21 protein-coding genes are annotated in these 18,664 nt (G+C 57.0%); 11 read left to right on the forward strand and 10 right to left on the reverse strand.

Going from position 1 to position 18,664, the window contains the following annotated elements; all coding sequences use genetic code 11:
- Positions 1-31 precede the first annotated feature (31 nt).
- From nlpI to mtr, 4 genes are all read left to right on the forward strand, one after another.
- Positions 32-916: a lipoprotein NlpI gene (nlpI, locus tag QLG21_RS13300; RefSeq protein ID WP_006178754.1), complete on the forward strand. Its 885-nt coding sequence runs from the start codon at positions 32-34 to the stop codon at positions 914-916.
- 108 nt (positions 917-1,024) lie between these two features.
- Positions 1,025-1,105, forward strand: a complete 81-nt coding sequence (gene yrbN, locus QLG21_RS13305; RefSeq protein ID WP_097397692.1) for a protein YrbN — start codon at positions 1,025-1,027, stop codon at positions 1,103-1,105.
- Positions 1,098-2,996, forward strand: a complete 1,899-nt coding sequence (locus tag QLG21_RS13310) for a DEAD/DEAH family ATP-dependent RNA helicase (protein WP_282484585.1) — start codon at positions 1,098-1,100, stop codon at positions 2,994-2,996. Before yrbN ends, QLG21_RS13310 begins: the two co-directional genes overlap by 8 nt.
- A gap of 141 nt (positions 2,997-3,137) precedes the next feature.
- On the forward strand, positions 3,138-4,382 hold the full coding sequence (gene mtr / locus QLG21_RS13315; protein ID WP_282484586.1) for a tryptophan permease: 1,245 nt from the start codon (positions 3,138-3,140) through the stop codon (positions 4,380-4,382).
- 86 nt (positions 4,383-4,468) lie between these two features.
- Here the strand turns inward: mtr and QLG21_RS13320 are convergent, their stop codons facing one another.
- The 3 genes from QLG21_RS13320 to QLG21_RS13330 all read right to left on the reverse strand — a co-directional run bounded on the left by QLG21_RS13320 (position 4,469) and on the right by QLG21_RS13330 (position 7,436).
- Complete coding sequence (locus tag QLG21_RS13320) at positions 4,469-5,476, reverse strand: luciferase-like monooxygenase (RefSeq protein WP_282484587.1); 1,008 nt, start codon at positions 5,474-5,476, stop codon at positions 4,469-4,471.
- Positions 5,477-5,554: 78 nt separating this feature from the next.
- Positions 5,555-6,433, reverse strand: coding sequence for a U32 family peptidase (locus QLG21_RS13325; protein WP_282484588.1), 879 nt, complete (start codon positions 6,431-6,433; stop codon positions 5,555-5,557).
- Positions 6,434-6,440: 7 nt separating this feature from the next.
- Positions 6,441-7,436, reverse strand: coding sequence for a peptidase U32 family protein (locus tag QLG21_RS13330; protein ID WP_282484589.1), 996 nt, complete (start codon positions 7,434-7,436; stop codon positions 6,441-6,443).
- 220 nt (positions 7,437-7,656) lie between these two features.
- Between QLG21_RS13330 and QLG21_RS13335 the strand changes: the two genes are divergently transcribed.
- Both QLG21_RS13335 and QLG21_RS13340 read left to right on the forward strand, forming a co-directional pair.
- Positions 7,657-8,181: an SCP2 domain-containing protein gene (locus tag QLG21_RS13335; protein ID WP_042322351.1), complete on the forward strand. Its 525-nt coding sequence runs from the start codon at positions 7,657-7,659 to the stop codon at positions 8,179-8,181.
- Positions 8,175-8,678: an N-acetyltransferase gene (locus QLG21_RS13340; protein ID WP_006178747.1), complete on the forward strand. Its 504-nt coding sequence runs from the start codon at positions 8,175-8,177 to the stop codon at positions 8,676-8,678. The genes QLG21_RS13335 and QLG21_RS13340 overlap by 7 nt, the downstream gene beginning before the upstream one ends.
- Here the strand turns inward: QLG21_RS13340 and QLG21_RS13345 are convergent.
- The gene (locus QLG21_RS13345; protein ID WP_006178746.1) at positions 8,665-8,952 is read right to left on the reverse strand and encodes a GIY-YIG nuclease family protein; all 288 of its coding nucleotides are present in this window, start codon (positions 8,950-8,952) and stop codon (positions 8,665-8,667) included. The two genes, QLG21_RS13340 and QLG21_RS13345, sit on opposite strands and share 14 nt — an antisense overlap.
- Positions 8,953-9,009: 57 nt before the next feature.
- On the opposite strand from QLG21_RS13345, the gene QLG21_RS13350 reads away from it, so the two are divergent.
- Positions 9,010-9,444: a YhbP family protein gene (locus tag QLG21_RS13350; RefSeq protein ID WP_282484590.1), complete on the forward strand. Its 435-nt coding sequence runs from the start codon at positions 9,010-9,012 to the stop codon at positions 9,442-9,444.
- Here QLG21_RS13350 and QLG21_RS13355 read toward each other — a convergent pair.
- Positions 9,424-9,942 (reverse strand): type 1 glutamine amidotransferase domain-containing protein, encoded by a 519-nt coding sequence (locus QLG21_RS13355; protein ID WP_006178744.1) that lies wholly within the window; start codon positions 9,940-9,942, stop codon positions 9,424-9,426. The genes QLG21_RS13350 and QLG21_RS13355 overlap by 21 nt on opposite strands.
- 127 nt (positions 9,943-10,069) lie before the next feature.
- Here QLG21_RS13355 and QLG21_RS13360 point away from each other — a divergent pair, with 127 nt between their 5' ends.
- Positions 10,070-10,714 carry an NAD(P)H-binding protein gene (locus QLG21_RS13360; protein ID WP_282484591.1) on the forward strand — a complete coding sequence of 215 codons (645 nt, stop codon included), beginning with the start codon at positions 10,070-10,072 and terminating at the stop codon, positions 10,712-10,714.
- Positions 10,715-10,754: 40 nt separating this feature from the next.
- Entirely contained in the window at positions 10,755-11,792 is a 1,038-nt protein-coding gene (locus QLG21_RS13365; protein ID WP_058609412.1) for a permease, read from the forward strand.
- 51 nt (positions 11,793-11,843) lie between these two features.
- On the opposite strand, the gene dolP is transcribed toward QLG21_RS13365, so the two are convergent.
- From dolP to QLG21_RS13385, 4 genes are read right to left on the reverse strand one after another with little or no spacing between them, the layout of a single operon-like run.
- A complete protein-coding gene (dolP, locus tag QLG21_RS13370) occupies positions 11,844-12,419 on the reverse strand; it encodes a division/outer membrane stress-associated lipid-binding lipoprotein (protein ID WP_058609413.1) in 576 nt (191 codons plus the stop codon).
- Positions 12,420-12,428: 9 nt separating this feature from the next.
- On the reverse strand, positions 12,429-13,019 hold the full coding sequence (gene diaA / locus QLG21_RS13375) for a DnaA initiator-associating protein DiaA (protein WP_006178740.1): 591 nt from the start codon (positions 13,017-13,019) through the stop codon (positions 12,429-12,431).
- Positions 13,020-13,039: 20 nt separating this feature from the next.
- Positions 13,040-13,435, reverse strand: a complete 396-nt coding sequence (locus QLG21_RS13380) for a YraN family protein (protein WP_088208472.1) — start codon at positions 13,433-13,435, stop codon at positions 13,040-13,042.
- Positions 13,393-15,546: a penicillin-binding protein activator gene (locus QLG21_RS13385; RefSeq protein ID WP_137903503.1), complete on the reverse strand. Its 2,154-nt coding sequence runs from the start codon at positions 15,544-15,546 to the stop codon at positions 13,393-13,395. The genes QLG21_RS13380 and QLG21_RS13385 overlap by 43 nt, the downstream gene beginning before the upstream one ends.
- Before the next feature lie 61 nt (positions 15,547-15,607).
- Here QLG21_RS13385 and rsmI point away from each other — a divergent pair, with 61 nt between their 5' ends.
- Both rsmI and QLG21_RS13395 read left to right on the forward strand, forming a co-directional pair.
- The gene (gene rsmI / locus QLG21_RS13390) at positions 15,608-16,471 is read left to right on the forward strand and encodes a 16S rRNA (cytidine(1402)-2'-O)-methyltransferase (RefSeq protein WP_125915257.1); all 864 of its coding nucleotides are present in this window, start codon (positions 15,608-15,610) and stop codon (positions 16,469-16,471) included.
- Between the two features lie 3 nt (positions 16,472-16,474).
- The gene (locus tag QLG21_RS13395) at positions 16,475-17,455 is read left to right on the forward strand and encodes a Fic family protein (protein ID WP_137903502.1); all 981 of its coding nucleotides are present in this window, start codon (positions 16,475-16,477) and stop codon (positions 17,453-17,455) included.
- A gap of 25 nt (positions 17,456-17,480) precedes the next feature.
- Here the strand turns inward: QLG21_RS13395 and QLG21_RS13400 are convergent, their stop codons facing one another.
- Positions 17,481-18,653 carry a PatB family C-S lyase gene (locus QLG21_RS13400; RefSeq protein WP_137903501.1) on the reverse strand — a complete coding sequence of 391 codons (1,173 nt, stop codon included), beginning with the start codon at positions 18,651-18,653 and terminating at the stop codon, positions 17,481-17,483.
- Between the last annotated feature and the right edge of the window lie 11 nt (positions 18,654-18,664).

An 18,664-nucleotide genomic window follows, 5' to 3' on the forward strand; every position in this document is an offset into this window, starting at 1 on the left:
GTCATCCAATAGTTGTCTTCGGGAGTGGGAAATGAAGCCTTTTTTGCGCTGGTGTTTCGTTGCGACAGCTTTAACGCTGGCAGGATGCAGCAACTCTGCCTGGCGTAAGAGCGAAGTCCTCGCAGTGCCATTGCAACCGACTTTGCAGCAGGAAGTGATTCTGGCACGCATGGAACAAATTCTTGCCAGTCGGGCTTTAACCGATGACGAACGCGCACAGCTTTTATATGAGCGCGGAGTGTTGTATGATAGTCTCGGTCTGAGGGCATTAGCGCGAAATGATTTTTCACAAGCGCTGGCAATCCGACCTGATATGCCTGAAGTATTCAATTACTTAGGCATTTATTTAACGCAGGCAGGCAATTTTGATGCTGCCTATGAAGCGTTTGATTCTGTACTTGAGCTTGATCCAACTTACAACTACGCGCACTTGAATCGCGGTATCGCATTGTATTACGGCGGTCGTGACAAGTTAGCGCAAGATGATCTGCTGGCGTTTTATCAAGACGATCCTAATGATCCTTTCCGCAGCCTGTGGCTTTACATCGTTGAGCAGAAGCTCGATGAGAAGCAGGCAAAAGAAGCACTGAAACAGCGCTTCGATAAATCGGACAAGGAACAGTGGGGATGGAACATTGTCGAGTTCTACCTGGGCAACATTAGCGAAGCAACGCTGATGGAACGCCTCAAGGCGGACGCAACGGATAACACCTCGCTCGCTGAGCATCTCAGTGAAACCAACTTCTATTTAGGTAAGTACTACCTAAGTCTGGGGGAAAAGGACAGCGCTACGGCACTGTTCAAATTAGCGGTTGCTAACAACGTACACAACTTCGTTGAGCACCGTTATGCATTGTTGGAATTATCGCTCTTGGGCCAGGAGCAAGACGACCTGGCAGAATCGGACCAGCAATAGCTGACGACATAAACATCAGCCCGTAATCTTTTTGATTGCCATCACCTTAACTGGTGAGGGCGTTGTTGTTCGTCAATACACCTACTTTGAGCCGGTTCACACTTTTCAATGAAAATTGCTAATCATTTTCACGATGAGCTAAGTAGACTGGCCGCCATTAATATCGAGGCACTTGTACTACATGGCTGAATTCGAAACCACTTTTGCAGATCTGGGCCTGAAGGCTCCTATCCTTGAAGCCCTTACCGATCTGGGTTACGAAAAACCATCTCCGATCCAGGCAGAATGTATTCCGCATCTGCTCTCTGGTCGTGACGTGCTGGGCATGGCCCAGACTGGTAGCGGTAAAACCGCAGCATTCTCGCTGCCGCTGCTGCACAACATTGATCCGGACCTGCGTGCACCGCAGATCCTCGTCCTTGCTCCAACCCGTGAACTGGCTGTCCAGGTTGCTGAAGCGATGACTGAATTCTCTAAACATATGCGCGGCGTAAACGTGGTAGCCCTGTACGGCGGCCAGCGTTATGACGTGCAGTTACGCGCCCTGCGCCAGGGCCCACAGATTGTTGTCGGTACGCCGGGCCGTCTGCTGGATCACCTGAAGCGCGGTACCCTTGATCTCTCTAAACTGACCGGTCTGGTACTGGATGAAGCAGATGAAATGCTGCGTATGGGCTTCATCGAAGACGTAGAAACCATTATGGCGCAGATTCCGGAAGGTCATCAGACCGCTCTGTTCTCTGCCACCATGCCAGAAGCTATCCGTCGTATTACCCGTCGCTTCATGAAAGATCCGCAGGAAGTACGCATTCAGTCCAGCGTAACCACTCGTCCGGACATCAGCCAGAGCTACTGGTCTGTATACGGCATGCGTAAAAATGAAGCGCTGGTTCGCTTCCTGGAAGCAGAAGATTTTGATGCGGCGATTATCTTCGTTCGTACCAAAAACGCGACCCTGGAAGTGGCTGAAGCCCTGGAACGTAGCGGCTACAACAGCGCAGCGCTGAACGGTGACATGAACCAGGCCCTGCGTGAGCAGACTCTGGAGCGTCTGAAAGACGGTCGTCTGGATATCCTGATTGCAACCGACGTGGCAGCACGTGGTCTGGACGTTGAGCGTATCAGCCTGGTTGTAAACTACGACATCCCGATGGACTCTGAGTCTTACGTTCACCGTATCGGCCGTACCGGTCGTGCGGGTCGTGCTGGCCGTGCACTGCTGTTCGTTGAGAACCGCGAGCGTCGTCTGCTGCGTAACATTGAACGCACCATGAAGCTGACCATTCCAGAAGCTGAGCTGCCAAACGCAGAGCTGCTGGGCAAACGCCGCCTGGAAAAATTCGCCGCCAAAGTTCAGCAGCAGCTGGAAAGCAGCGATCTGGATCAGTACCGTGCGCTGCTGTCGCAGATCCAGCCTACCGCTGAAGGCGAAGAGCTGGATATCGAAACCCTGGCTGCAGCACTGCTGAAAATGGCACAGGGCGAACGTACCCTGATCGTTCCACCAGATGCGCCTATGCGTCCTAAGCGTGAGTTCCGTGACCGTGACGACCGTTTCGAACGTCGTGGCGACCGTAACGACCGCAATGACCGTGGCCCACGTGGCGACCGTCCAGAGCGTGGTGGTGAAGACCGTCCACGTCGTGAGCGTCGTGATGCGGGTGATATGGAGCTGTATCGCATTGAAGTGGGCCGTGATGATGGCGTTGAAGTGCGTCACATCGTTGGCGCGATCGCTAACGAAGGCGACATCAGCAGCCGTTACATCGGTAACATTAAGCTGTTCGGTACCCACTCTACCATCGAACTGCCTAAAGGCATGCCGGGCGAAGTATTGCAGCACTTTACTCGTACTCGCATCCTGAACAAGCCGATGAACATGCAGCTGATGGGCGATGCACAGCCTCGCACTGACCGCGGCGGCGAACGTCGTGGCGGTGGCCGCAGCTTCGGTGGCGAGCGTCGTGAAGGCGGTCGTCCAGAAGGTCGCGGTGGTGAAGGTCGTCGTTTCTCTGGCGAACGCCGTGAAAACCGTGGCCCACGTCGTGACGAAGGCGCCAGCCGCCGCCGTGACGCGTAAGCCTTACGTTTCAGACGTAAAGTAAAATATACAGCCCCGATCAACGCGATCGGGGCTTTTTTTATTTCTTTTGTACTCTTGTACTGGTACAGTGCTGCACATTAAACTGCGAACCACATTTTTGACTGGAGTAAAGGCTGTATGGCGACACTAACCACCACCCAAACGTCACCTTCGCTGCTTGGCGGCGTGGTGATCATCGGCGGAACCATCATTGGTGCTGGGATGTTCTCCCTGCCGGTGGTCATGTCCGGTGCGTGGTTTTTCTGGTCGCTGGCGGCGCTGGTCTTCACCTGGTTCTGCATGCTGCATTCCGGGCTGATGATCCTGGAGGCTAACCTGAACTATCGCGTGGGCTCCAGCTTCGACACCATCACCAAAGACCTGCTGGGCAAGGGCTGGAACCTGATCAACGGCCTCTCGATTGCGTTCGTGCTCTATATCCTGACCTACGCGTACATCTCCGCGAGTGGTTCAATTCTGCACCATACGTTTTCAGAGATGTCGCTGAACGTTCCGGCGCGCGTGGCCGGATTTAGCTTTGCGCTGGTCGTGGCGTTTATCGTCTGGTTAAGCACCAAAGCGGTGAGCCGCATGACGGCGATCGTGCTGGGCGCGAAGGTGATTACCTTCTTCCTGACTTTCGGCAGCCTGCTCGGCCATGTCACCCCCGCGACGCTGTTTAACGTGGCGGAAGTGAACACCTCCTATACGCCATACCTGCTGATGACGCTGCCGTTCTGTCTGGCCTCGTTTGGCTATCACGGCAACGTGCCGAGCCTGATGAAATACTACGGTAAAGATCCGTGCACCATTGTGAAGTGCCTGATTTATGGCACGCTGCTGGCGCTGGGGCTGTATGTGATTTGGCTGTTGGGGACGATGGGTAACATCCCGCGTCCGGAATTTATCGGCATTGCGCAGAAGGGCGGTAATATTGATGTGCTGGTCCAGGCGCTGAGCGGTGTACTGAACAGCCGCAGCCTGGATCTGCTGTTGGTTGTGTTCTCCAACTTTGCGGTGGCCAGCTCCTTCCTGGGCGTCACCCTGGGTCTGTTTGACTACCTGGCGGATCTGTTTGGCTTTGACGATTCGGCGATGGGGCGCTTCAAAACCGCGCTACTGACTTTCCTGCCGCCGGTTGTCGGTGGTCTGCTGTGGCCGAACGGTTTCCTGTACGCCATTGGCTATGCAGGGCTGGCAGCAACCATCTGGGCGGCAATCGTTCCGGCGCTGCTGGCACGCAAATCCCGTAAGCGCTTTGGTAGCCCGACGTTCCGCGTCTGGGGCGGTAAGCCGATGATTGCGTTGATTCTGGTATTCGGGGTAGGCAACGCGGTGGTACACGTATTGTCGAGCTTCAATTTGTTGCCGGTGTATCAGTAAGTTTTTTGTGCTGGATGGCGGCTACGCCTTATCCGGCCTATGCGATCCCGTAGGCCCGGTAAGCGACGCGCCACCGGGCGAAAAGGCTACCCCACCAACTCTTCTTTTACCTGCATCGCCAGGTCAAACGAATGCAAACGCGCCTGGTGATCGAAGATCTGGCCGTTAACCATAATCTCATCCGCCTGGGTTTCACGCAGCACCGCTTCCAGCCCGTGACGCACTTTCGCCTTATCCCCCACCAGAGACATACTCAGCGCCTGCTGAACGCCATACTGCTCGGAGGCGGACCACAGCTGATGCATGTTCTCCACCGGCGGCGGTAGCTGGCCGGTTTCGCCGCGACGCAGCTTCATGAAGGCCTGCTGCATGGAGGTGAACAGGAATTCCGCATCGCGGGTACTGTCGGCGGCAATGATGTTGATACACACCATCGCGTACGGTTTCTCCAGACGCACGGACGGTTTGAAGTGGGTGCGGTACAGATGCAACGCCTGGTGCAGCATATCTGGCGCGAAATGCGAGGCGAACGCAAACGGCAGCCCAAGCTGTGCTGCGAGCTGGGCGCTATACAGGCTGGAGCCCAGGAGCCAGACCGGGATTTTTTCGCCGTAGCCCGGCACTGGACGCACGTGCGGGTTCGGATCGCGCGCGTCGAACCAGTCCACCAGTTCGGCGACATCGCGCGGGAAGTTGTCGATATCACCGCTCATGTGGCGGCGCAGCGCGCGCATCGTTGGCTGATCGCTTCCCGGCGCGCGGCCAAGCCCCAGATCAATACGGCCAGGATAGAGCGTATTCAGGGTGCCAAACTGCTCAGCAATCACCAGCGGGGCATGGTTAGGCAGCATCACGCCGCCCGAGCCGAGGTGCAGCGTCGTCGTATTGGCCGCCAGATAGCCAATCAGCACGGACGTGGCGGCGCTGGCGATGCCGACCATATTGTGATGTTCGGCCAGCCAGTAGCGGTGATAGCCGCGCTTTTCGGCCAGCTGAGCGAGCGCGAGCGAATGCGAAAAGGCTTCTCGTGCCGAGGAGCCTTGTGGGATCGGCGCGAGATCCAGCACCGAGAACGGAATGGTTTTGTCAGTCATAGCAGCTCACTTTGTCGACGGTGAATCTTTCATACTGCATTAAAGTTTACTAACCGTTGTTAACAAAGTGAGCCTTTTTTAGGCCTGAAGTTCCAGCCCGGCCAGACGTTTCCAGTAGCCGTTACAGTCGCTGTTGGACGTAAGCGGCAGCGGCGAGGCACCGTTTTCGTTGGCGCGGAACGCGTCGAGCATCCCAAAGACGCCGGTATCCAGCGGTGACAGGCGCACCATATCCACCAGTCCGTTCATCGATGCCAGCTCGTTGCCGAGGTTATACACATAGCCGCTCATGGTCTGAATGCCGTTGAGGACAAAGACCTGCTGATTTTCCTGGGACAGCATGCTGCGCCCGTTCGGGTATTTAATGCAGCAGGTTTCGCACTCATCTTTCGGACGATCTTCCGAACGGGCGGTAAAGCAGCGGGCCGAGTAGGCCAGCGGCAGATGGCCGTAGCTCAGTACCTCTACTTCAAACTGATGGCGAATACCCAGCTCGTCGCACTGTTTCAGCAGATTGTCCAGCCAGTCGCGGGAAAGCTCAACCGGCATGCACCAGCGCGTCATCCCCTGTTTAAGCAGCAGGCGCAGCGTCACCGCGTTATAGCAGTTCAGCGCATGGCCGGCGACAAACGGCAGCTTACGCTCGGCGCACAGGTTCACCACGCCCAGGTCACTGGCCTCCACCAGAAACTCGCCGTTTTCAACGTAGCGCTTCAGCTCGCCTAACTCCGACGAGGCCTGCACCAGCGCGAGGGTTGACAGCACAACCTGTTTACCGCTTCCTGCGAGGCTTTTCGCCATATCCAGCCAGTCGCCCACTTTGGTGGCCCGGCGCTTGCTGCACACCGCTTCGCCGAGGTAAATCACATCGGCGCTGCTGTTTGCCGCCTGCTGGTAGAAATCTTCCAGCGTCTCTTTTGGCCAGTAATAAAGCACCGGCCCTAATGAATATTTCATGGTTATCTCACTGCCATTTACGGTGATAGGCGCCAAGCGTGGTCTGCGTGCCTTCGGACATCGATCCGAGCGTCTCCATCCAGGCGGGCTGGGCGGTGTAGTTCTGCGGATCGGCCATGCAGCGGTCAATCGCCTGCCGCCACACTTTCGCTACCTGGCTCACGTAGGCCGGGCTGCGCTGGCGACCTTCAATTTTTACCGAGGCGATATTCGCCGCCAGCAGTTCCGGCAGCAGCTCCAGCGTGTTGAGGCTGGTCGGCTCTTCAAGCGAGTGATAACGCTCGCCGTCTACCAGATAGCGTCCTTTGCACAGCGTCGGGTAGCCCGCGTTTTCACCGTCCTGATAACGGTCGATCAGCACCTCGTTGAGACGAGATTCCAGCCCCTGCGGCGTTTGCTGCCAGCGAACGAAGCGGGCAGGGGAACAGGCTCCGACGGTATTCGGAGACTCACCGGTTAAATAGGACGAGAGATAACAACGCCCTTCAGCCATGATGCAAAGGCTGCCGAAGGCAAACACTTCCAGCGGCACCGGCGTGACGCGTGCGAGTTGCTTCACCTGATGGATAGAGAGCACGCGCGGCAGAACCACGCGGGCAACGTCAAAGTGACGATGGTAGAAACGCACCGCCTCCTCGTTGGTGGCAGATGCCTGAACAGAGACGTGGCGCTCAATATGCGGATAGCGTTCTGCCGCATACTCAAGCATGGCGAGATCGGCCAGGATTAAGGCATCGGCGCCCAGTTGGGCAGCCATGTCCACCGCGCGCTGCCAGCGGGCGTAGCCATCCGGATGCGCAAAGGTGTTGATGGCGATATGCAGCTTGCGGCGGTGCTGGTGGACGAAGTTGACGGCTTCCTGAAGCTTTTTCTCCGTAAAGTTTAGGCCAGCGAAATGACGGGCGTTGGTATCATCCTTAAGCCCAATGTAGACCGCGTCGGCCCCATTTTCGATGGCCGCCTTAAGCGCCGGAAGGTTTCCGGCAGGGCAGAGCAGCTCCATAAATTATCCCGATGTTGACGATCGCAGCGATCGCAAAATTGTTAACGAGCTGGGATTTTAATTAACCTATACGCGACAATTTTTGATTTAAGGCAGCTAATGGCGTATTGATGACACCAATAATGAGGTAAGGCGGACGACGGTTTGTTGATTTACGCCGCTATGTTCTCGTCGGGATATGGCAAAATAACAGGATTATAGACATCAGGGAGTAATGCTCGTGCTGGATAAACTGCGTTCGCGTCTCGTACAATTTGGCCCATCAATGCTGAGCGTGCCGGTCAAACTGGCCCCGTTCGCGCTCAAGCGCCAGGTGCTGGAGCAGGTCCTGAGCTGGCAATTCCGCCAGGCGCTGCAGGACGGCGAGCTGGCGTTCCTTGAAGGCCGCTGGTTAAGTATTGAGGTCCGCGATATCGGGCTGCGCTGGTTTACCTCCGTGGAGAACGACCAGCTGATCGTGCGTGAATCTGCCGAAGCGGATGTGAGCTTTAGCGCCTGTGCCAGCGATCTGCTGATGATCGCCGCGCGTAAACAGGATCCGGATACGCTGTTCTTCCAGCGCCGTCTGGTGATTGAAGGTGACACGGAACTGGGTCTGTACGTCAAAAATTTAATGGATGCCATTGAGCTGGAGCAGATGCCCAAAGCGCTGCGCATGATGTTGATGCAAATGGCAGATTTCGTTGAGGCCGGGCTGAAAACCCCGCCGGACGGTAAACACACTTCAGTAGGTGAGCCATGCTGATTCGAGTCGAAATTGGGATTGATGCTCCGGGTATTGACGCGCTGCTGCGCCGCTCCTTTGAGAGCGATGCCGAAGCCCAACTGGTTCAGGATCTCCGTGAAGACGGCCTGATTACGCTGGGGCTGGTCGCCACCGATGACGAAGGTCAGGTGGTGGGCTATGTCGCATTCAGTCCGGTGGTAGTTCAGGGCGAAGAGCTACAGTGGGTAGGAATGGCCCCGCTGGCGGTCGATGAGCGTTATCGCGGCCAGGGGCTGGCGCGCCAGATGGTCTATGAAGGGCTGGATTCGCTGAATGAGTTCGGCTACGCGGCGGTGGTGACGCTTGGCGATCCGGCGTTCTATGGCCGTTTAGGCTTTGAGCAGGCGGCGCATTACGATCTGCGCTGCCGCTGGCCGGGCACCGAATCCGCCTTCCAGGTACATCGTCTGGCGGATGACGCGCTGAACGGCGTTAATGGTCTGGTGGAGTATCACGACCATTTCAATCGCTTTTAATCAGGCTTTCGCGTAGCGCCTCGAAGGAGCCGTCTCCACTGACGAGACGCTCTTTCTGGCGCTTCGTCAGCTGCTTAATGCGGTACTCCAGCCTGAGTGCCAGCGAACGGTCGCCAACGGCGGCAGAAAACGCGAGCCGCAGTTCCCCTTTTCCCCGCAGGGCTTTAGCCCCTTTCCCCGTCTGATGTTGGATAAAACGCCGCGCCACATCGGTGGTGATCCCGGTGTAGAGCGCGTTATCAGCGGTTCGGACAAGATAGAGAAACCAGCACACGGTATTCAGATTCAGTATGTTAAGGTGAAACGCACCTTAGCATGAGAGAGAGTAAAAATGGAAACACTGGCCGCCATAAACCGCTGGCTTGCGAAGCAGCATGTTGTCACCTGGTGTGTCTGCGACGAAGGGGAGATGTGGTGCGCGAACGCGTTCTACTATTACGACCCGGAGCGGGTGGCGTTTTACGTCCTCAGCGAAGACAAAACGCGTCATGCCCAAATGACGGGCCAGCAGGCGAAGGTGGCCGGCACGGTAAACGGCCAGCCGAAAACGGTGGCACTGATCCGCGGGCTTCAGTTCAAAGGGGAAATTCGCCGTCTGGAAGGAGAGGAAAGCGACGCGCAGCGTAAACGCTACACGCGACGCTTCCCGGTTGCCGCTGCGCTAAAAGCCCCGGTGTGGGAAATCCGCCTTGATGAGCTGAAATTTACCGACAACACGCTGGGCTTTGGCAAAAAGCTGCACTGGTTACGCGCCGAGCAGGCGTAACGCTTCGCGGTTAAACGCTGGCAGATCGTCCGGCGTACGGCTGGTGATCAGCTGATCTTTATCGTTGACCACCTCCTGATCGTAGAACTCGGCACCCGCGTTTTTCAGATCGATAACGATCGGTTTCACGGCGGTGAGCTTACGCCCGCGCACGACGTCAGCGCTGATCAGCAGCTGAGGCCCGTGGCAAATGGCAAAGACCGGCTTGCCGGTGGCGACGAAATCGCGGGTGAACGTGACGAAACGATCGTCTCCGCGCAGGGAGTCCGGTGAATGGCCGCCTGGTAACAGCAGGGCATCGAAATCTGACGGGCTGACGTTATCAATGGATTCGTCAATGGTCACGCTGGCTTCGCCCTTGTGGCCCTTCACGGTTTTACCCGCTTCTTTCTCGATGGTAACGACCTCGTGGCCCGCCTTGCGGAATGCCTCTGCTGGTGACGTGAATTCTGAATCTTCAAACTCGTCGGTAATCAAGACTGCGATTTTTTTACCCATGGTTCCTCCGTTGTTATCGCTTCAGACTGTTTTTTTCCCGTTTGTGGTAAATACTTACCGTACAGACTTTTAAGTGTGGTCGAGCAGGCCAGAATCGCAAACGGACTATTCTGTAAAGGGGAAGTGGATGAGCCAGGTATTGATAACAGGCGCAACCGGGCTGGTGGGTGATCATCTGCTGCGGCTGTTGATTCAGGAGCGAAGGGTAAACTATATCGCCGCGCCTACGCGTCGCCCGCTGGCCGATATCTCAGGCGTGTTTAATCCTCACGATCCGCAGCTTACCGATGCGCTGGGGCAGGTGCAGGACCCCATAGATATCGCCTTTTGCTGTCTCGGCACCACGCGGCGCGAGGCGGGCAGCAAAGAGGCGTTCGTGCATGCCGACTACACGCTGATTGTCGATACGGCCCTGACGGCCAAAAAGCTGGGGGCGAAGCATTTTGTGGTGGTCAGCTCAATGGGTGCCAACGCCAGCTCGCCTTTTTTCTACAGCAAGGTAAAAGGCAAAATGGAGGAGGCGCTGATCGCTCAGGAGTGGGAGTATCTGACCATTGTCCGGCCTTCGATGCTGCTCGGGCACCGTGACGAGCGACGGTTCAACGAATCCTTTTTTGCCCCGCTGTTTAAAATCCTGCCCGGAAACTGGAAATCCATCGAGGCAAGAGACGTCGCCCGCGCCATGTTAAAAGAAGGCCTGTCGCCCTCTAAGAAAGGTGTGAATATTATCCCCTCAGCAAAACTGCGTGAAATCACGCAGGGCGAGGCGTAAACTCCCCCGGCTTATTCAATAACACTCTCCGGGGAATGCTATGACTGGTCAGTCTTCATCTCAGGCGGCAACACCTGTTCAATGGTGGAAGCCCGCACTCTTCTTTCTTGTGGTCATCGTTGGCCTTTGGTACGTGAAGTGGCAGCCTTACTACGGTAAAGCCTTCACCGCTGCCGACACGCACAGTATTGGTAAATCCATCCTCGCGCAGGCCGATGCCAGCCCGCTACGGGCGGCGTGGGACTACGCCATGGTCTATTTCCTTGCCGTCTGGAAAGCGGCGGTATTAGGGGTGCTCCTCGGCTCGCTGGTTCAGGTCCTTATCCCGCGTAACTGGCTGGTGAAAACCTTAGGCCAGCCGCGCTTTCAGGGCACGCTGTTGGGGACGATTTTCTCCCTGCCGGGCATGATGTGCTCCTGCTGCGCTGCGCCGGTTACCGCTGGTCTGCGTCGCCAGCGCGTCTCAATGGGCGGGGCGCTCGCGTTCTGGATGGGAAACCCGCTGCTTAATCCGGCCACGCTGGTGTTCATGGGCTTTGTCCTCGGCTGGCATTTTGCCTTTATCCGCCTCGTAGCCGGGCTTTTGACCGTGCTGGTGGTCGCCACGCTGGTGCAGCACCTGGTGAAGGACAAGACGGTGGAAACGGCGTCCGTTGAACTGGAGATGCGCGAGCCGCAGGGCGGGTTCTTCGCTCGCTGGGGCAAAGCGCTGTGGCAGCTCTTCTGGAGCACTATCCCGGTTTATATCCTGGCGGTACTGGTTCTCGGCGCGGCGCGCGTCTGGCTGTTCCCCCATGCGGATGGGGCTATCGACAACACGCTGATGTGGGTGATTGCGATGGCGGTGGCAGGGTGCCTGTTTGTGATCCCAACGGCGGCAGAAATTCCGATTGTCCAGACCATGATGCTGGCCGGAATGGGCACCGCGCCCGCGCTGGCGCTGCTTATCACGCTACCTGCGGTAAGCCTGCCCTCGTTCGTTATGCTGCGTAAGTCATTCCCTGCGAAAGCGCTGTGGCTGACGGCGGGGCTGGTGGCCTTGAGTGGGATAATTGTGGGAAGTATTGCGCTGCTGTAAAAAAAAAGCCCGGTGGCGCTAGCGCTTACCGGGCCTGGGGTCAGGTTTAGGTTACTTGATGTAAGTAAACGCGGTGGTGACGTGTTTCACGCCGCTCACCCGGCTGGCGATATCCGCTGCCGCTTTCCCTTCACGTTCGGTCACGAGACCCAGCAGGAACACTTCGCCGTTCTCGGTGGTCACTTTCACGTTAGAGGATTTCACCTGGTCAGAGCCCAACAACTGGGAACGCACTTTGGTGGTGATCCAGGTATCTGACGATGCGGTACCAAGGCTGATTGGCTGCCCCTGACGCACTTCGTTAAACACTTCGGTTGTCCCTTCTACGCCCATCGCAATCTGTTTAGCACGTGAAGCGAGTTCAGTGGTTGGCGCCTGTCCTGCCAGCAGGACTTTGCCCTGATAGGCCGTCACGTTGATGCGCGCTTCTTTCTTAATCTGTTCGTCTTTGGACAGCGCACTGTTGACGCGCAGCTCCAGCGTGCCGTCATCAACCTGTGTGCCGACGGTGCGCGGATCGGTCGCCGCTTTGGTACCCACGGCGGCGGTACCGACGACGGCCGCCGCGATACAACCCTGGAGTAGCAGTGCAGACATAAGGACTGCAAGGGTCGATAAAGCCTTCATGAAAACTCCTTAATCATCCTGGTGAGGGAAAAGCGTGTTATCGATCAGATCGCATAAGCAGTTCACCGTCAGCATGTGCATTTCCTGAATGCGGGCGCTGCGGTGAGAAGGAATGCGGATTTCCACATCCTGCGGCCCAAGGAGACCGGCCAGTTCGCCGCCGTCATAGCCGGTTAATGCCACGATGGTCATGTCACGGGTGACGGCCGCTTCAACGGCTTTGACGATGTCACGGCTGTTGCCGCGGGTTGAAATCGCCAGCAGCACATCTCCGGCATGGCCTAAGGCGCGCACCTGCTTTGCGTAAATTTCGTCATGCAGACGGTCGTTTGCAATCGCAGTTAAGACCACATTATCGGTATTTAGTGCAATGGCGGGTAAACTTGGGCGTTCGGTTTCAAAACGATTGATCATGCTGGCAGCAAAATGCTGTGCGTTGGCGGCCGAGGTTCCATTACCACAACAGAGGATTTTGTTGCCGTTGAGCAAGGACTGCACCAGCGTCATCGCGGCGCGGGAAATCGCGTCCGGGAGAGCTTCCGCCGCGGCAATCTGCGTTTGAATGCTTTCTGTGAAGCACACTTTAATTCTATCGAGCACGTTATCCCTTTAAATCGTAATTATGCGTCTTCGCCAAAAGCGTTTTTAAGCCAGTCGATCTCATTTCCGGTGAAGGCTACCACATCAAACCGGCAATCCACAGTATCAAAACTCCCATTATGGCGGGCGAGCCACAAGTGGGCAGTCTGTAATAATTTATGTTGTTTGGCGAGCGTCACGCTGGCGGCAGCACCGCCAAAACGGGACGACTGTCGATAGCGCACTTCAACAAACACGGTGACCGGGCCGTCTTTCATAATCAGGTCGATTTCGCCGCCGCGTCCGCGAACGTTGGCGGCGATGAAGCGCAGTCCTTTGCCTTCAAGCCAGCGACGCGCTTTTACCTCCCACGCGTCGCCGGTCTCTTTACGGCTTAACTGGCCGGGACGATTTGCCCCTGCTGGTATTTGAGCCATGATAACTTCCTGTTAATCACGCAGTCCTGCGTTGCCGTCAGATCGCCGGTGTTACCGTTCAGCTCAAAGCCCGGTACCTGACGCATCTGGGTAAAGTTGTTGGCCAGCGCCCACGCATCAACGCCCATGGCATACAGACGTGCCAGGGAGTAGTCGTTACGTACTGCGCCGAGCGCCTGCTGCATCAGCGCAGGGTTGCTGCCTGCCAGCATCGGGATTTCGCTGTACTGCAGGCCGTCCATCTCCAGACGGAAATCCGGGCCTGCGGTGCCCTGCGCGCTGCGGGAGCTGGCGTAGAGCGTCGCCCCGCTCTGGCTGCCGTTACGCATGGCGATCATCGGCTTGATGAAGGCAATCTCTTCCGGCGTGGCAACGATGTAAGCCGCATCGACCTTACCGCCACCGCTGATTTGTGCGTCCGTTGGCGGTGCCGGAATGGTCAGGCCGCCGATGGTCACACCCTGCTGCTGTGGCAGGCTGGAGGCGACCGGGCTGCCGTTCAGCGCGATGCCTGCGCCGCCGTTTACCCCAGCTCGCAATTCACCGGCTGAGCCAAATTTCTGCTGCAGCACGACGCCGCCGCCCAGTTTTTGCCACTCGTCGGCAAAGGCGGTAGCGACACGGTCGCCCAGCGCGCTACGCGGGATCAACAGCAGCGGGGCCTGTTTGCCCTGCTCGTGAATATGCCGCGCCGCATCGCGTGCTTCGTCTTCCGGTGAGAGGGCGAAATAGCAGATATTGGCACGGTTTTGCACCTGCTCCGGCTGGTTAAGCGCCAGCACATTCAGCGGGGTGTTGCTCTTCATCAGCTCTTCTACGTTGTTTTTCAACAGCGGGCCGACAACGATGCTCGCGCCGTCCTGCTGCACCTGCGCCAGAACCTGGTCGAGCGGCTGGGCGCTGGTATCGTAGATTTTCAGCTCTGCGCCCGGGTTAGCGCCGGGCGTTGCTACGGTCTGCTGCTGCGCGGCAGGCTGTTGCTCTGGCTGAGTGGCCTGCGGTTGCGCCGTAGTTGTCGCCTCGGTCGCTGGCGCGGCTGGCGTTTCAACAGGGGGCTGGGCCGCCGGGGCCGGTGCCGCTGTCTCAGCCGGTGGCGTCGTCGGTGCCGTAACCGGGTTTTGCAGGGTCCCCTGAGCCGGAGCTTGCGCTGTGGTCAGGTCGCTGGTCTCTGCCGCGGACGGGCTGATCACGTCACTGACGTTCGCCGCCTGGGCTGCCTGATCCGGCACCGCGCTGCCTGACACTGTCGTTGTGCCGTTCTTCGCGGCTTCAAAACCTTGCTGGATCGCGCGGCCAAACACCGCCGCCTGACCGTTCAACGGCAGGAGCAGGGCAATCTTGCTGGTGGAGGCTGGCTTAAAGTTCTGCACGTTGACCAGTTGCCCGGGCAGCATTTTGGCCCCCGGGTTTTGCGGATAACGTGTTTGCCAGTCGGTAATGCCTGCTTTCAGCATGTTCGGATCGCTGCGGTTGGTGAACCACATCTGCTGCAGATCCAGCCAGCCCTGCAGCACGTTTTCGTCTGCATTGATGACCATCGCCCGGGCCTGATCCTGGGTCATGGAGGCGAGCGCCTGCCAGGTGGCATCGATATTTTTCTGTTTGTCGGCCCCGCTCAGCAACGGCTCCTGGGCAATCAGCGCGCGCAGCAGCGTCAGGGACGGACGGCCTTGCTCCGCGGTGATACCGGCCTGCCAGAAGCGGGCCTGCTGGTTTTTATCCAGCGCACCCACGTCAATGTTACCGAGGATTTTCTTCGCTGATTCGTAATCTTTCAGCGCCACTTTCAGCTCGGCAGACAGTAAACCCTGCTCACGACGCTGGGTGTCGGTCAGATCTTGCGGCAGCTGGTTGAACAGTTCGGCGGCCTGCTGGGTTTTACCCTCTTTCAGCAGTGCACGAATGGCGAGTAATTGCCAGTTGGTCTTGGTATCATTCGAGCTCTGCGACATTTGTTGCAGATAAAAGCCAGAATCAGCCTGAGCCGAACCCTGCATGTGGGCCGTGCTCTGGTCGGGTGCCTGGGTGCCACAGCCTGCGAAGATCAGGGCGGCCAGCAGGAGAGGCACGCTGCGTGCGGCTTTTGTTCTTATAAACGTTAACGGTACCATACTGTATCCAGTGATTTTTTTACGCAATGCTCAATATTAAATCGGCAATCCGGACTAAACAATGAAACAACACGAAACGGCAGATAATTCTCAAGGCCAGCTTTATATTGTACCTACTCCTATCGGGAATTTGTCTGATATTACCCAACGTGCACTTACCGTATTGCAAGCCGTTGATTTAATTGCTGCTGAAGACACCCGACATACCGGTTTACTGCTGCAACACTTCGCCATTAGCGCCCGGTTGTTTGCCCTGCACGATCATAATGAGCAACAAAAAGCAGAAACGCTGGTGGCAAAGCTGAAAGAGGGGCAGAACATTGCACTCGTCTCCGACGCCGGCACGCCGCTGATCAACGATCCGGGCTACCATCTGGTGCGTACCTGCCGTGAAGCGGGCATCCGCGTGGTCCCTCTGCCAGGCCCATGCGCGGCCATTGCGGCGTTAAGCGCGGCCGGTTTACCGTCCGACCGTTTCTGCTACGAAGGCTTTCTGCCCGCGAAATCCAAAGGCCGTCGCGATGTGTTAAAAGATCTGGAAGCCGAGCCGCGTACGCTGATTTTCTACGAATCTACCCATCGTCTGCTGGAAAGCCTGGACGATATGGTCACCGTCTGGGGCGAATCCCGCTATGTGGTGCTGGCGCGTGAACTGACCAAAACCTGGGAGACCATCCACGGCGCGCCGGTGGGCGAACTGCTGGCATGGGTCAAAGAGGACGAAAACCGCCGCAAGGGCGAAATGGTTCTGATAGTCGAAGGCCATAAAGCGCAGGAAGATGCACTGCCCGCCGATGCGCTGCGCACCCTGGCGCTGCTGCAGGCTGAACTGCCGCTCAAGAAAGCCGCCGCGCTGGCTGCAGAGATTCACGGCGTGAAGAAAAATGCGCTGTATAAGTATGCGCTGGAGCAGCAGGGGGAGTAACACATGAGCCGCTATCAGCCTCCTTTTACGATTACGCCCTCTATCCTCAATCAGGTTATTGAGATCGGCGAACTACTGGGGCACTGGGCGGCGCATTCTGGCAGAACATCCCCTCTGCTACGCAAAGAGAATCGCATTCGGACCATTCAGGCATCCCTGGCGATTGAGCATAACTCGCTAACGACCGGGCAGGTAACGGCGATTATGGACGGGAAACGTGTACTTGCACCTGAGAAGGATATTCAGGAGGTGCGCAACGCTATCCTTGCCTACGAGAAACTGCCCGACTGGAAACCCTGGCGTCTCAACGATCTGCTCAGCGCGCATCGGGTGTTGATGTCTGGTCTGGTCGATAAACCCGGTAAACTGAGGCAGGGTGATGTGGGGATCTACCGTGGAACGCAGCTGGTTCATATGGCCCCGCCCGCTTCGCAAATGCAACGTCTTATCAACGATCTCCTCTGCTGGCTGGAGCAAACCGACATCCATCCCCTGATAGCCAGCTCTGTGTTTCACTACGAGTTTGAATTTATACATCCCTTTTCCGATGGCAATGGCCGTATGGGACGGTTGTGGCAAACGCTTATCCTGAGCCACTGGCGGGCTGAACTTGCCTGGTTGCCTGTCGAGACGTTGATCCATTTCCAGCAATCACGTTATTACGAAATCCTGGGCCAGTGCGATCGTGCGAGCGATTGCACCGCTTTTATCGAGTTTATGCTGCGGAATATGGCGGATACGCTGCGTGAAGGTATTGCCGTTCCGACAGAGGTGTCGGAACAAATGTCGGAACAAATGTCGGAAAAAGAGATCGCGATTCTGCACCTTCTTACCGCCCATCCTCAGATGACCGCCGCGATGCTGGCATCCGCGTTAGGCGTGAGTTCCCGCACCGTTGAGCGTTATCTCCGTACGTTACAACACAAAAATAAAGTGAAGCGTGAAGGTGCCAGAAAAGGAGGCAGCTGGCAGGTCATAGCCTGACCTGACCAGCCGACGCGGGTCGATATCAGTAATGCTTCAGCATGCGGTCGATGGACTGCTCCAGCCAGTCGCGCTGGGTGCCGAAGTTAATCCGCAGGTAGTTTTCGCCGTTTTGTACGTAGTGGGTGCCATCCTCGATAACGACGCCCGCCTGCCGGGCGAAATGCCGGGTCAACTCGGTGGCACTCCGATCGTCGGCGCTGACGTCTATCCAGGCGAGATACGACGACTCCGGGTTCATCATTTTCCATGCCGGGAAGTGGGTCTGGAGGGCATCTGCCAGATAACGTGCATTGCCGCGCAGATAATTGTTCAGCGCGTCAAGCCACGGCAGGCCGTGCTGATAGGCCAGAATAATTCCCCATACGCCGAAGATGTTGGGTGAGGTGATGGAGTTCTTCTCCAGCTGCTGGCGGAAGCGCTGGCGCAGAGAATCATCCGGGATAATGGAATAAGAGGTTTTCAGCCCCCCCAGATTGAACGCCTTATTCGGCGAGGTCAGAACGATCAGATTGTCCTGCGCAGCGCAGCCGGCTGTCAGACAGCTAACAAACCTGCCGTCGAGAATGTGTTCCGCGTGCACCTCGTCGACCACCAGAAGAGTGCCGTAGCGTTGACACAGCTCGGAGACCTGGCGGATCTCATCTGCCCGCCAGATCCTTCCGGAGGGGTTATGCGGCGAGCAGAAGAACCACAGCCGGGGTCGGTGCGTTTTAAGCTGCTCCTCCACCCGGTTAAAATCCAGGTAATAGCGGTTGTCGTCCACGCGCAGCGGGTTAGCAAGTACTTGCACGCCCTGACGCTGCGTTGCCATCGCAAACGGGTCGTATACCGGTGTGTTCATCATCACGCAGTCACCGGGCTCGCAGAATGCCTGTACCGTGTAATGCAGCGTGGAGACGGTGCCGTAGGTTAACGTTACCCACGCTTTCTCAACTTCTACCTGATGGCGCTGGCGCTGGAAGGCGATAACGGCATCGTAGAATTCGTCGAAGCACCAGGTATAGCCAAAGGTGCCGTGCTCCACGATGCGCTGAAAGCCTTCAATCACGGCGGGCGGTGAGGTGAAATCCATATCCGCAATCCACAGCGGGATAAACCCCTCAGGCACATCACCGAAGCGTGAACAGACAAAGGCGTGATCCCATTTGCGGCATCTATCGCTTTTGCGCTCTATGATTTTGTCAAAATCAAACACAACTACCCCCT

The sequence above is a fragment of the Enterobacter sp. V87_3 genome, assembly GCF_029967835.1.
GTDB classification, from domain to species: domain Bacteria; phylum Pseudomonadota; class Gammaproteobacteria; order Enterobacterales; family Enterobacteriaceae; genus Enterobacter; species Enterobacter cancerogenus.

Excerpts from the sequence above, each read along its gene's own strand:
- nlpI (WP_006178754.1), top strand. The coding sequence starts at position 32 with ATGAAGCCTTTTTTGCGCTGGTGTTTCGTTGCGACAGCTTTAACGCTG.
- yrbN (WP_097397692.1), top strand. The coding sequence starts at position 1,025 with ATGAAAATTGCTAATCATTTTCACGATGAGCTAAGTAGACTGGCCGCC.
- QLG21_RS13310 (WP_282484585.1), top strand. The coding sequence starts at position 1,098 with ATGGCTGAATTCGAAACCACTTTTGCAGATCTGGGCCTGAAGGCTCCT.
- mtr (WP_282484586.1), top strand. The coding sequence starts at position 3,138 with ATGGCGACACTAACCACCACCCAAACGTCACCTTCGCTGCTTGGCGGC.
- QLG21_RS13320 (WP_282484587.1), bottom strand. The coding sequence starts at position 5,476 with ATGACTGACAAAACCATTCCGTTCTCGGTGCTGGATCTCGCGCCGATC.
- QLG21_RS13325 (WP_282484588.1), bottom strand. The coding sequence starts at position 6,433 with ATGAAATATTCATTAGGGCCGGTGCTTTATTACTGGCCAAAAGAGACG.
- QLG21_RS13330 (WP_282484589.1), bottom strand. The coding sequence starts at position 7,436 with ATGGAGCTGCTCTGCCCTGCCGGAAACCTTCCGGCGCTTAAGGCGGCC.
- QLG21_RS13340 (WP_006178747.1), top strand. The coding sequence starts at position 8,175 with ATGCTGATTCGAGTCGAAATTGGGATTGATGCTCCGGGTATTGACGCG.
- QLG21_RS13350 (WP_282484590.1), top strand. The coding sequence starts at position 9,010 with ATGGAAACACTGGCCGCCATAAACCGCTGGCTTGCGAAGCAGCATGTT.
- QLG21_RS13355 (WP_006178744.1), bottom strand. The coding sequence starts at position 9,942 with ATGGGTAAAAAAATCGCAGTCTTGATTACCGACGAGTTTGAAGATTCA.
- QLG21_RS13360 (WP_282484591.1), top strand. The coding sequence starts at position 10,070 with ATGAGCCAGGTATTGATAACAGGCGCAACCGGGCTGGTGGGTGATCAT.
- QLG21_RS13365 (WP_058609412.1), top strand. The coding sequence starts at position 10,755 with ATGACTGGTCAGTCTTCATCTCAGGCGGCAACACCTGTTCAATGGTGG.
- dolP (WP_058609413.1), bottom strand. The coding sequence starts at position 12,419 with ATGAAGGCTTTATCGACCCTTGCAGTCCTTATGTCTGCACTGCTACTC.
- QLG21_RS13380 (WP_088208472.1), bottom strand. The coding sequence starts at position 13,435 with ATGGCTCAAATACCAGCAGGGGCAAATCGTCCCGGCCAGTTAAGCCGT.
- QLG21_RS13385 (WP_137903503.1), bottom strand. The coding sequence starts at position 15,546 with ATGGTACCGTTAACGTTTATAAGAACAAAAGCCGCACGCAGCGTGCCT.
- rsmI (WP_125915257.1), top strand. The coding sequence starts at position 15,608 with ATGAAACAACACGAAACGGCAGATAATTCTCAAGGCCAGCTTTATATT.
- QLG21_RS13395 (WP_137903502.1), top strand. The coding sequence starts at position 16,475 with ATGAGCCGCTATCAGCCTCCTTTTACGATTACGCCCTCTATCCTCAAT.